The organism is Peribacillus sp. NPDC097295 (assembly GCF_044761665.1).
GTDB lineage: Bacteria > Bacillota > Bacilli > Bacillales > DSM-1321 > Peribacillus.
The window spans coordinates 99,783-112,565 of the sequence record NZ_JBIWCW010000004.1 but is presented as its reverse complement, the minus strand read 5'-3'; the positions used below and the strand labels follow the sequence as shown (position 1 = coordinate 112,565).

The window sequence follows — 12,783 nt, the reverse complement described above, 5'->3', positions numbered from 1 at the left end:
ATCATATAACAATTAAAGACCAACTCTCCTTTTGATAAGGAGAGTTTTTGTTTTGTTTATGATTTTTTTTGTTAAATATGTCTTAAAATGTTGAAAATATCCTTCGTTTCTTCACACATCCTGTGAAAAATACTTTATCATTGAAGTATAAACAACTTAATCGGAGGTTATCAACATGAGGGATATGCAGGTCGGTCTTCCGGAAGTATTTTCTTTAACTAATAACATCTTGCAACTGATGCAGGAGGGTGCTTTGACCTTTTCTGGAGAAGGTGTAATCACCCAAGCAAATAAGGCTGCGGAAAAAATCATTGGGTTCAGTGGATTCGATCATTGTGACATTTTATTTTCTTCTTTATTTGCGAGTTTGGATAGGTTTGAAATGATAAGCAAGGAATTACAGCGCCATCGAGTATATTGTGGTTCCCAAATGCTGATCCATAAAAATGGAACACGATTTGAAGCGGAGATGAAAATCAGTGAAATATCAATAACAGGGCGGCTGCTGTACTTTGTTATTTTCGACAATCATACACTTCAGTTAAGGGAAGAAGCTGAAAGGGCCCTCGCTGAAAAAATATTTATGAATATAGAAGAAAGTGTATTGTATACGGATAAACAAGGCGTGATTCTTTCTGTCAATCCAGCCTTTCAAATTGTAACAGGTTATACAGAAGAAGAGGCCATCGGGGAAAGACCAAACATTCTTCAATCTGGATACCATAAAAAGGATTTTTATGACGCTATGTGGAAAGATATTTCCGAAAAAGGACGATGGAGCGGAGAAATCTGGAATAAACGTAAAAACGGTGAGGTTTTTCCTGAATGGTTAACGATCCATGCCATTGTGGATGATTCTGGGGAAGTCACGAACCATGTCGCTTTGTTTTCGGATATTACCGATAAAAAGCATAAGGAAAATCAACTTCAAAAGCTAATCCGGTATGATGCGTTAACTGGGACGGCCAACCGTTCTTCCTTGAATGAAGAGCTGAGTGCTTTAATGAAAACCTCTCAAAAGTATGAACAGATTCTTGCTGTGTTACACTTAGACCTTGACCGCTTTAAGGTGATTAATGAAACACTTGGTCATGAATATGGAGATTTAATGCTGAAAAAAGTAGCTGCACGAATTAAGAGGATGCTGAAAAGTAAAGATGTGCTCGCAAGGTTCGGGGGTGACGAGTTCATCATTGTTTTGCCGAATTTAAAGCATGTAAAAGAAGCTGTCCACATTTCGCAAGATATCATTTCAGCACTTAAGCAACCTTTTTATTTATATGACCAAGAAGCGTATACTTCAGCTAGTATAGGTATAGGTTTGTATCCCTTTGATGGCTTGCAAGTTGAGACTTTATTAATAAATGCCGAAAAAGCGTTGAATAATGCGAAGTCTAAGGGTGTTAACGGCTTTGAATTATATCATGAAGAATCGCAAACGGGGAATGATACCCGAAGGAGAACAATTGAAAATAAGCTACATACCGCAATTGGCAACAATGAGCTTCAAGTCCATTATCATCCGCAGGTTTTTCTGGAAACCGGTGAAGTGGCGGGGGTGGAAGCTCTTCTTCGTTGGAATGAGGCTGAATTGGGCCAGGTTTCTCCAGCCGAATTCATCCCGATAGCGGAAGAAACGGGTTTAATCATCCCAATTAGCCAGTGGGTCATCAAAAAGGCTTGTGAAGATGTTAAAAATCTTCATATATCTGGGTATCCTAATTTAAAGGTAAGTATCAATATATCGGCTTTGCATTTCACTCAGGAAAACTTTGTGAAAGATGTGATTAGCCTTATAGAAAATACAAACATCAATCCCTATCGTGTGGAGCTGGAATTGACGGAAAGCATGATCATGCCTAATGGGCAGGATTCAGTAAGGAAGTTGGTTACACTTAAACAGTACGGACTTAAATTGTCCATTGATGATTTTGGGACGGGCTACTCCTCTTTGAGTTACTTGCAGAAATTTCCGATTGATGCTCTTAAAATTGACCAGAGCTTCATTAAAAATTTAAGTAATTATAAAGATGATTCGGCTATTGTGAAAGCAATCATTACCATGGCTAAGGCGCTTAATCTGGAAATCATAGCAGAAGGCGTAGAACTTAAAAAGCATGTAGACTTTTTGAAAAGGCAAAAGTGTGATATCATTCAAGGGTTTTACCTGTCGAAACCGTTACCATTTTCTGATCTACAAGGCTTTTTGGAAATGTGGGAACCGAGTTTGATTAATGGAAAGAAGGTGCATGACGAATGAAACAATTCGATATTATTGCAACGTCAGCAATGGGATTGGAATCTATTGTTGCAAAGGAAGTGCGTGACCTAGGTTACGATTGTCAAGTTGAAAACGGAAAAATTATGTACAAAGGAGATCAATCGGCTATAGCCCGTTCAAATTTATGGCTACGCAGTGCCGATCGCGTGAAAATTAAAGTAGCTGAATTTAAAGCGTATTCTTTTGATGAACTATTTGAAAAAACCAAAGCATTGAACTGGGAAGATTATTTATCCGCAGATGTGGAGTTTCCCGTAAGTGGGAAATCGGTTAAATCTCAGTTGTATAGTGTGCCTGATTGCCAGGCCATCGTTAAAAAAGCGATTGTAGATAGATTAAAAAGTAAGTACAAACAAGTTTCTTGGTTTGAAGAAACGGGCCCGTTATTTAAAATTGAGGTATCCATCCTAAAAGATCTAGTTACGCTTACGATTGACACATCGGGTGCTGGATTACATAAACGTGGCTATCGTACAGGACAAGGTGAAGCGCCCCTTAAGGAAACATTGGCAGCAGCTTTGATCATGCTTACAAACTGGAAACCTGATAAACCTTTCATCGATCCATTCTGTGGATCTGGAACGATTCCTATAGAAGCCGCATTGATTGGACAGAATATCGCACCTGGATTTAACCGTGATTTCGTTTCTGAAAGCTGGTCATGGATGGACAGTAAGGTATGGGATGAAGCGAGAAATGAAGCCGAAGATTTGGCTGATTATGATCAATATTTGGATATCTCAGGCTGTGACATCGATCATCGCATGGTGGAAATCTCAAAAGCCAATAGTTTTGAAGCGGGTCTTGGAGATTTGATCGATTTCAAACAAATGCAGGTCAGAGATATCTCGACGAGAAAGGAATATGGGGTCATAGTGGGGAATCCTCCGTATGGCGAACGTCTCGGTGAGAAGAAAGCCGTTGAGCAAATGTATCGAGAAATGGGTGAAGCATTTAAAAAGCTGGACACATGGTCTATTTATATGATTACCTCGAACCCGGACTTTGAACAGCATTATGGGAAGCCAGCTACGAAGAAAAGGAAGTTGTTCAATGGATTCATCAGGACGGACTTTTATCAATATTGGGGGAAAAGGCCGGCTAGACAACCTAGAGGGGAATAAATAGGTATAATATAATATAAGATTTAGAAAAATCAGGACATTTTATCTAAAGGTGGGTTCTATTCTTGATTATCCCTTCCATTTCTGTTATTCTGATATTGAATTATTTTTGTTCAGATTTAAGGAATACCTTAATAATCAGTGAGCAAGGATAGTAATATAATGTGTGGCAAACACACTAGGAGGCAACAAAAATGGAACAAGGTAAAGTAAAATGGTTTAACGCAGAAAAAGGTTTTGGATTCATCGAACGTGAAGGTGGAGACGATGTATTCGTACATTTCTCAGCTATCCAAGGAGAAGGTTTCAAAACACTTGAAGAAGGCCAAGACGTTACATTTGATGTAGAACAAGGTCAACGCGGACCGCAAGCATCAAACGTAAACAAAGCTTAATTCAACCTTATATTATTTACAGACAGGCTCTCTAGGGAGTCTGTCTTTTTATTTTTATACATTAAAAATATCTAGCAATAGGGGGAGGCGATATAATATTTTATTGACAGGTGAGGAAACAACTTGACTATGCTCTTAAAGTGAAGGATAATATACTTTTGCCTAGATATATTTTGATGACTGATTATATATACTTAAGATACATAAAAGGGGAGACCATAATGCTTAAAACACTGCCTTTTTCGGTAACAAAGGAAGATTCTTTTTACGATAAGCTTTCAGAATGGATGGGTGATGTTTTTTACGATATTCTTCCCGAAAAAGGATTCGAGCTGCGTGATGAGCAAATTTTCATGGCTTTTCAACTAGAGAAGGCCTTCAAGGAAAAAAATATAAGTTTTGCAGAAGCTGGTGTTGGTACCGGAAAGACATTGGTGTATTTGTTATACGCAATCTGCTATGCCCGATATACCAATAAACCGGCAATCATTTCTTGTGCGGATGAGACATTGATTGAACAGCTAGTTAAAGAAGAAGGCGATATCCAAAAAATAAAGAGTGCATTAGGGATTGATGTGGATGTTAGACTTGCGAAATACCACGATCAATACGTATGCCTTAAGAAATTGGATCATGCCGTGAATCATGAGGATTCGGAGGGAATCGATCAACTGTTCGATGAACTACCGAAATTTGTGCATAATAATTCTTCCATGAATGCCTATACACCTTATGGAGATAGAAAACAATATCCATACCTTAATGATGAAGATTGGTCAAAAGTAGGCTGGGATCAACTGCAAAACTGTTTTACCTGCGATAAGCGTCAGCGATGCGGACAGACCCTTTCGCGTGATCATTACCGGAAATCGAGTGACTTGATCATTTGTTCTCATGACTTCTTTATGGAGCATGTTTGGACGAAGGAAAAACGCAAGCGTGAAGGACAGCTTCCACTATTGCCTGAACATAGCTGTGTAATCTTCGATGAAGGTCATTTACTGGAATTTTCTGCACAAAAAGCCCTTACTTATAAAGTGGGTGAACAAACACTAGATTCTATCTTGGAGTTGTTAACAGCGAACCAGGTGCGTGAGGAAACGCTGTACGTCATTGAAGATTTAATCGAAATCAATGAAGAGTTTTTTGATTTGCTTGATGATAAGGCAATTCATGTAAGTGGCTCTAACCGATATGAAATTCCGATGTCCAAGGAAATTACCACTTTAGCAAAAAAACTTCATAAAAAGGTGGAAGAATTAGAAGAAAGCCTTGTTTTTGAATCGGAAATGTATACGATTAACGATTATGATTTGAAAGTCACCGAAGAGTATTTAGAACAGTTAGGATACTCACTTTCCCTATTTGTGAAAGATGAACAGGCTGTTTCATGGTTTGAAGAAAATGAGATGACAAAAACGTTGGTCATCATGCCAAGACTTGTCCAGGATATATTGTCAGAACAAGTTTTCTCGAAAAAGATCCCATACATTTTTTCATCGGCGACTCTCTCTGATAATAAATCATTCCAATATATTGCAGATAGCTTAGGAATTAAAAACTTCGACAGTTTCTCAGTAGAATCACCATTTGATTACGAAGACGTGATGAAAATGAACATGCCTGCCTTCGAAAAAGGTGATCAATTGGCTAAGCTCAAGTATACAATGAAAACAATCGAGGAAAACGAGGGCCGGACTCTCGTATTGTTCCAATCAAAAGAAGAGTTGCATTGGTTCAAGGAAAACTGCGCGAAGACAGCATATCCTTTTTATTTTGAAGGCGAATCTGAAATTAGTGATCTTGTTAAAAAGTTTCAGGAGGAAGAACATTCCGTCCTATTTTCCTATCACTTATGGGAAGGACTGGATGTGCCAGGAGCTTCATTACAAAATGTAGTGATACATTCACTCCCATTCCCGCCACATGATCCAGTATTCGAAGCCAAAAGGAACTCAAGTACAACTCCTTTTGAATCGGTTGACCTCCCGTATATGCTACTTCGTTTACGCCAGGGTATTGGGCGTTTAATCCGTACTAGCAATGATTCGGGGACTGTGCAAATTCTGATCGACAACGATATATCGGATCAAGTCAAAGAGAAAATCATTTCCGTTCTTCCGGTAACGATTTAATATAAATCTTTTTTAGAGCCAAGGGAATTTCTCTTTGGCTCTTTTTTTGAGGAAGCTAGATAGTTCAGATATGATATCTTTTTGTATAATATGGTAAAGTGTAATGTGGAAGGGGTGTTTTATTTGACAAAGAATGTGGAGCTAATTGAAAGAGAGTTTAAAGATTATGTTAAGAAAATTTCGGCATATAACGAGGCACTTGCACTCATATTTTGGGATTTGCGTACAGGTGCTCCCAAAAAGGGAGTAGAGCAGCGTTCTGAAGTGATTGGGGTCCTATCCTCTGAGGTTTTCAATATGACGACAAGTTCTGAGATGAAGCGGTTTATTGATGAACTTACAATAGAAACAGCAGAAGCGATACTAAGTGAAACAACGATCAAAATGGTACAGGAATGTAAAAAAGAATATGATCGAAATAAGAAAATCCCAGCAGATGAATACAAGGAATTCGTCATATTACAATCCCGTTCGGAAAGTGCATGGGAAGAGGCTAGGGAAAAAGCGGACTTTTCTTTATTTGAACCATACCTGGAGCAAGTTGTCGACTATACTCGTAAATTTGTTGAATACTGGGGATATGAGGACCAGCCATACGATACTTTGTTGGACATGTATGAACCGGGCATGACAGTCGAAATACTGGACCGAGTATTTGCCGAGCTTCAAGAAAGCATCGTTCCCTTAGTCAAGCAAATTGCAGATAGTAAGGAACAACCTGAAACAGATTTCCTTTATCAAGCATTTCCAAAGGAAAAACAGCTATTATTCAACCAAGAAGTCTTAAAACAGCTTGGTTATGACTTTAAGGCGGGAAGGCTGGATGAAACCGTCCATCCTTTTGCGACTGGAATCAATAGTGGAGACGTAAGGATTACGACCCGTTATGACGAACGGGATTTTAGAGGCGCGATTTTTGGAACAATTCATGAGTGTGGACATGCTATTTATGAGCAAAATATTGCCGGGGAGCTAACAGGAACGCTTCTTGATAGTGGAACTTCAATGGGCATCCATGAATCTCAATCTTTATTCTTTGAAAACTTCATTGGCCGAAGCCTAAGTTTTTGGAAAAAGCAATATTCATTATTGAAAGAGTATGCTCCCGAGCAGTTCTCAGATGTTGAACTTGAAGATTTCTACCGTGGAATCAACGAATCAAAGCCTTCTTTCATCCGAATTGAAGCAGATGAGTTAACATATCCATTACATATTATGATTCGGTACGAATTGGAAAAAGCACTTTTCAATGGAGAGCTTGAGGTGAGGGATTTACCAAGCGCTTGGAACAAAAAATACGAGGAATATCTCGGAATTCTACCTGAAGATGATGCAATGGGAGTTTTGCAAGATGTACATTGGTCTGATGGTAGTTTTGGATATTTCCCATCCTACGCATTGGGGTATATGTATGCTGCACAATTTAAACATGCGATGCAAAAGGATTTGCCTGACTTTAATGAACTTGTGGAATCAGGTAACCTTGAACCGATCAGGTATTGGCTTAACGAAAATATCCATAAATTCGGTAAAATGAAAAAGCCTTTAGAGATACTGAAAGATACAACTGGGGAAGGCTTGAACGTGAAATATCTAATCGAGTATCTGGAAGAAAAATATAAAGAAGTTTATAAAATCAAATAGTGATTTCAAAGGGAAAGCCTTGGCAAGCTGCCAAGGCTTTTTTTATATCACCATAATTTAAAACCTTTAGAACCTGGAGGAGCGTTCTGGATAATATCAATAAATGGAATGGTATAGGCAAAAAGAATAAGTGCCGCTGTTATTCCAATCCATAATTTCCAGTTTTCAAAAATGAGGGGTGCAGTTTCGTCTGCAGATGCTTCACCCACGGGAAACTCTTCATTTCCTTTGGGAGCAAAGAAAGCCAATTGGATGAAAACGATAATGTATAAAATGATTCCAATAAACAGTATGGTTCCACCAATTGCCTGAGCGATTTGATATGGAATCCAATCCATGGCCTGAGAGGATCCCCCATAAGTGGAGTATGAAGATCGACGAGGAGCTCCTAGTAGACCGGCAATATGCATGGCCCCGGACATGATGGACATCCCAATTGCCCAAAAAATCCCTTGAATGATTGCTAATTTATTCAATTTTGTTGTCAATGTCCGACCAGTCAAATGGGGGATGAGCCAATAAGAAATACCAAAGAAAGTCAAGATCACCGAAGTGGCCAATGTTAAATGAAAATGTCCAGTTACCCAGATGGTATTATGAACAACTTGGTTCAGCTGGTTGGAAGCATTGACAAGCCCCCCTGCACCCGCTGGAATGAATGCCACCATCCCGATGAAAGGAACGGTAAAACGAGCATCTCCCCAAGGCAGTTTTTTGAACCAGCCGAATAAACCAGAAGCACCTTGTGAACGGCCATATTTTTCAAACGTCCCGAATAAAGAAAAAGCTGTCATTAAAGATGGGATAACGACCAAGAAGGTTAATATGACCTGTAAATATTTCCAAACTGGATCGATGCCAGGTTCAAGTAATTGATGATGTAGTCCGACAGGTATGGAGAATAGCAGAAATAAAATAAAAGACATCCTTGCCAATGAATCCGAGAATATTTTACCGCCAATGATTTTAGGAATCACCACATACCAGCACATATAGGCTGGAAGCAACCAGAAATAGACAAGTGGGTGACCGAAGTACCAAAACAAGGTCCGGCTTGCCAAAATATTAATCGAATCAACCCACCCCAAAGCCCAAGGAAGAAGCTGGAATAATACGGTGACAGCAACCCCTATAGTGGCAACAATCCATAGTAAAGTATTGACTACAGCCATAAAACTTAATAAAGGGCTTGCCTGGCCCCGGTTTATTTTCCTCCATTTATGGTAGGTCGATAATAAGGCCCCGCCGCTAATCCAGCTACCAACGATAACAAGTGTCAATCCCCCATAGAAAATGGGATGGGCTTGAAGCGGAGCATAAAAAGTATAAAGGACTGACGCTTCGTTTAATAAGACCATTAGTGCAGCCATTGCAGTACCGGCGGTCATTGTCCAAAATCCTATCCAGCCTGATATTCTTGCCCGTTTGCTTAAGGGCCCGATCGTTTTACTGACTGCTGATAGATGAAATCCTATGATGAAGAAGGTTGTAAGTATAAGAGCGAGTAAAACGCCATGAACCGTAAGTAATTGATAATAGGTTATTCCGGCGGGCAATTCGACTCTGCCTGAACGCACGAGTGTTTGAAGTAACCCTGCAAAGCCTCCTAGTGCCAAGGCAATGATGGCTACAAAGAAATGAGCCATGGCGAGCTTTGCGTCCAGTGGGTGAATTCTTTCATTTTCAATAGCTTTTGTCATTTTGAAACCACCTCAATCTGGGAGCTCATCATATGGTGACCAACTCCGCAATATTCATTGCAAATAATCAGGTTTTCTCCCACTTTATTAAAAGTGGCGGTGTATTCACTGACATAACCGGGTTCAAGCATCATATTGACATTTGTTCCGGCTACCTCGAAACCGTGGATAACATCTTTGGTCGTCGCAATGATTTTGACAGTAGACCCTTTCGGTATCTCTACCTTTGCAGGGCTGTATGAAAAGGCAGAAGCTACAAATACTAACTCATAATCCCACTCTTTTCCCTCGACTTTATGTAAGCCGGGGGCATCGAAGGGGGCTGTTGTATCCACTTTTTCTGGATCGATGGTTACTAAGCAGCTTGGTGGCTGATTCCCTAAATAGAAGGCACTCACTCCTAAGACGGTTAAGAAAATGAGTAGGGCGACCGTTCCTAAAATCAGCCAGATTTTTTCAAACTTATGCATGTGCATGATTTTTCCTCCTCAATTAACCTAAACGATCTGTAAATAAAAAATAAATGCTGACCCATACGATTACCAGAAAAATTCCAAGTAGTAAAACAGAAGCGAGTGTACCTTTTAGATTGGTATCCTGTTTTTTTATGGTACGTTTACTCTTAAAAGCAGGCTCGGACATTACTTCCACTCCTTTCAATTCATGAAAATGTTTATTAAATAAATTCATCATACAAAAGACATGGTGAAAAAGTATCCTTTATCTATCATTTCACAAATTGTTCAATCATCTCCTTAACATGTTGTGAATAGTGTAAAATTGCCAGGCTAAAGATAAGTAAACTTTTTTGGAAGGTAATTTGTGAAAGTATTGTGAAGTGTAAAGTGCTGTCATTAATTTTTTAAGGAAGGATACTACTGAGAATTAACTCTTACTATTTTGAATTTTCTAAAAAATCTAATGTTAAATAGGTATTTCTTTGTAAAGTTCGTTTTTTAGTAAAATTCGCTTTTCAAATAGAGCTAGCGTTGTTATAATTCTTATAATATAAAAATTAAAGTTTCACTCGTATAATCGCAGGGATATGGCCTGCAAGTTTCTACCGGATTGCCGTAAACAATCTGACTATGAGTGAGTAATAGATCTTGTTGCAGGATGAAAGGGATTTATGTATTCCTTTTTTTCACGGATGCCAAGAAATATTGCCTCACTCCAAAGTGTTGCAATGTTTCTTGGTTTTTTTATTTGCCAAGAAACAAAAGCAGACATGGGTAAATAAACATCCAGATTGGGAGGAATCATCATGCAACTATTAAAAAACAAGATCCTGTCCGAAGGGCAAGCATTATCCAAAGACATTTTAAAAGTCGATTCATTTTTGAACCATCAAATGGATCCTATGCTAATGAAAGAGATTGGAAAAGAATTTGTAAAACGATTTGCCCATAAAGAAATAACAAAAGTGCTTACGATTGAATCATCCGGAATTGGGCCAGGACTGATGGCGGCTTTGGAGTTGGACGTACCGTTAATATTTGCCCGCAAACGTAAATCCCTTACATTGACTGAGGATTTGGTGACCGCGTCCGTTCATTCATTTACTAAAAAGGAAACGAATACCATTACGGTATCTAATAAATATATTAAAGCGGGCGATAAAGTCTTGATAATCGATGATTTTCTTGCAGTAGGACAAGCTGCTCGGGGCTTGGCGGATATCTGTAAGCAAATGGGAGCTGAAGTGGTCGGTATAGGGATTGTCATCGAGAAAGCATTCCAAAGCGGCGGGAAGGACCTAAGGGATCAGGGATTCCATGTCGAATCCTTAGCGAGGATCAAGGAGTTGAACGTTGGCGAAATCGTATTTGTTGAGGAGAAGGAAGGAGCTATCGTTAATGGCTAATCAATCCCCATGGAAAGTTGCATCTTTAGGATTACAACATGTTCTTGCTATGTATGCGGGTGCCATTGTTATCCCCCTTATTGTCGGCGGTGCGATGGGATTGAATTCGACACAGCTGACCTATTTGGTTTCCATCGATATTCTAATGTGTGGGATTGCCACTTTATTACAAGTTGTGAAAATGAGGCATTTTGGCATTGGCCTTCCCGTCGTCCTGGGTTGTACATTCACGGCAGTAAGCCCGATGATAGCAATTGGTACCCAGTACGGTATGAATAGCATTTATGGTGCCATTCTGGTTTCGGGGTTGGTCGTTGTATTAGTCAGTAAGTTCTTCGGAAAGCTTTCAAGGTTTTTCCCTCCCGTTGTAACAGGGTCAGTAGTAACGATCATTGGAATTACTCTCATTCCGGTGGCCGTTAATAACTTGGGAGGCGGACAAGGGGCTGCTGACTTCGGTTCCTTGAGTAATGTAGCGCTTGGTTTCGGAACGTTGCTATTTATCATATTGATGTATAAATTCTCAACGGGCTTTGCAAGATCCATCGCAATTTTACTTGGGTTATTTTTCGGGACATTTGTCGCTTTCTTCATGGGCAAAGTGGCATTCAGTTCGGTAGCCAGCGCTTCTTGGCTTCATTTGCCACATTTCTTCTACTTTGGCCTTCCTGAATTCAATATAACCGCCATTATAACAATGACTCTGGTTGCCATAGTTAGCTTAGTTGAATCGACAGGTGTTTACTATGCCTTGGGAGAAATTACAGATAAAAAGATTTTAGAAGAAGACCTTGCCCGCGGGTATCGTTCTGAAGGGCTGGCCAGTATTGTAGGCGGTTTATTTAATGCCTTTCCTTATACGGCTTTTTCACAAAATGTCGGACTGATACAATTGTCTGGAATTAAAACGAGAAATGTCATTTATGTAGCTGCAAGCATGCTTATATTAATTGGTTTTGTCCCTAAAATAGGTGCGTTCACTACAGTGATTCCTCCTTCCGTTTTAGGAGGGGCGATGATCGCCATGTTCGGAATGGTGATTGCAGCAGGAATTAAAATGTTAAGCAGAGTGGATTTTTCTTCACAGGAAAATCTCTTAATCATTGCATGCTCAGTGGGAATGGGAATAGGGGTAACCGTTGTGCCTGAGGTGTTCTCCCATATTCCTAAGGGTATCCAAATTCTAACTGAAAATGGAATTGTAGCCGGGAGTTTCACAGCCATATTCTTGAATATCATTTTCAATGTGATCCCTTCAAAAGGGAAAGTAAAGAAAATGCATATGGAAGGACAAAATGTAGCCTGATTATTAAATGAACAAAAACTGCCTCCATTGACCCGCTTTGGGATGGAGGCAGTTTTTGTTTGTATCATCTAATGGGTTTGATGAAAAGACCTGGATGAATAAATAATAGGAAACTCTCTTCACTTTCTGAATATATTGTTAGTATCTGTTTAAGAAAGTAAGTGATGGGGATGGAGAAAAAATACTGTATGCATTGTCGGACCATATTGAATCAGGAGTGTAGATGTTTTGTCTGTGGAAAAGAGGAATTTCAAAACATCATCATCCAAGTTCAAAACCAATCTTCCGTAGAGAAGGAAGATTGAAGGAAGCCCCTTACCAGATAAATTGAAGG

General features: G+C 39.4%; 10 protein-coding genes and 1 riboswitch. Of the genes, 7 read left to right on the top strand and 3 right to left on the bottom strand.

Annotated features, from left to right (window positions below; genetic code table 11):
• Positions 1-175: 175 nt before the first annotated feature.
• From ACIQXN_RS09105 to ACIQXN_RS09085, 5 genes are all read left to right on the top strand, one after another.
• Positions 176-2,260: a sensor domain-containing protein gene (locus tag ACIQXN_RS09105; RefSeq protein WP_402965114.1), complete on the top strand. Its 2,085-nt coding sequence runs from the start codon at positions 176-178 to the stop codon at positions 2,258-2,260.
• Complete coding sequence (locus tag ACIQXN_RS09100; protein ID WP_402965110.1) at positions 2,257-3,405, top strand: THUMP domain-containing class I SAM-dependent RNA methyltransferase; 1,149 nt, start codon at positions 2,257-2,259, stop codon at positions 3,403-3,405. The genes ACIQXN_RS09105 and ACIQXN_RS09100 overlap by 4 nt, the downstream gene beginning before the upstream one ends.
• A gap of 194 nt (positions 3,406-3,599) precedes the next feature.
• Complete coding sequence (locus ACIQXN_RS09095; protein ID WP_034307871.1) at positions 3,600-3,800, top strand: cold-shock protein; 201 nt, start codon at positions 3,600-3,602, stop codon at positions 3,798-3,800.
• Positions 3,801-4,021: 221 nt separating this feature from the next.
• On the top strand, positions 4,022-5,935 hold the full coding sequence (locus ACIQXN_RS09090) for an ATP-dependent DNA helicase (protein WP_402965106.1): 1,914 nt from the start codon (positions 4,022-4,024) through the stop codon (positions 5,933-5,935).
• Between the two features lie 90 nt (positions 5,936-6,025).
• Positions 6,026-7,579, top strand: coding sequence for a carboxypeptidase M32 (locus tag ACIQXN_RS09085; RefSeq protein ID WP_402966074.1), 1,554 nt, complete (start codon positions 6,026-6,028; stop codon positions 7,577-7,579).
• A gap of 47 nt (positions 7,580-7,626) precedes the next feature.
• Here the strand turns inward: ACIQXN_RS09085 and ACIQXN_RS09080 are convergent, their stop codons facing one another.
• The 3 genes from ACIQXN_RS09080 to ACIQXN_RS09070 are packed head-to-tail and all read right to left on the bottom strand — an operon-like array spanning position 7,627 to position 9,921.
• Positions 7,627-9,279: a b(o/a)3-type cytochrome-c oxidase subunit 1 gene (locus ACIQXN_RS09080; protein WP_402965102.1), complete on the bottom strand. Its 1,653-nt coding sequence runs from the start codon at positions 9,277-9,279 to the stop codon at positions 7,627-7,629.
• Entirely contained in the window at positions 9,276-9,755 is a 480-nt protein-coding gene (locus ACIQXN_RS09075; RefSeq protein ID WP_402965100.1) for a cytochrome c oxidase subunit II, read from the bottom strand. The genes ACIQXN_RS09080 and ACIQXN_RS09075 overlap by 4 nt, the downstream gene beginning before the upstream one ends.
• A 16-nt stretch (positions 9,756-9,771) precedes the next feature.
• Entirely contained in the window at positions 9,772-9,921 is a 150-nt protein-coding gene (locus tag ACIQXN_RS09070) for a cytochrome c oxidase subunit 2A (protein WP_402965097.1), read from the bottom strand.
• A 365-nt stretch (positions 9,922-10,286) separates the two neighbouring features.
• A riboswitch (purine riboswitch) is annotated at positions 10,287-10,388 on the top strand.
• Between the two features lie 155 nt (positions 10,389-10,543).
• Between ACIQXN_RS09070 and ACIQXN_RS09065 the strand changes: the two genes are divergently transcribed.
• On the top strand, positions 10,544-11,143 hold the full coding sequence (locus ACIQXN_RS09065; RefSeq protein ID WP_402965093.1) for a xanthine phosphoribosyltransferase: 600 nt from the start codon (positions 10,544-10,546) through the stop codon (positions 11,141-11,143).
• A complete protein-coding gene (locus tag ACIQXN_RS09060; RefSeq protein ID WP_402965090.1) occupies positions 11,136-12,449 on the top strand; it encodes a nucleobase:cation symporter-2 family protein in 1,314 nt (437 codons plus the stop codon). The genes ACIQXN_RS09065 and ACIQXN_RS09060 overlap by 8 nt, the downstream gene beginning before the upstream one ends.
• Positions 12,450-12,783 lie beyond the last annotated feature (334 nt).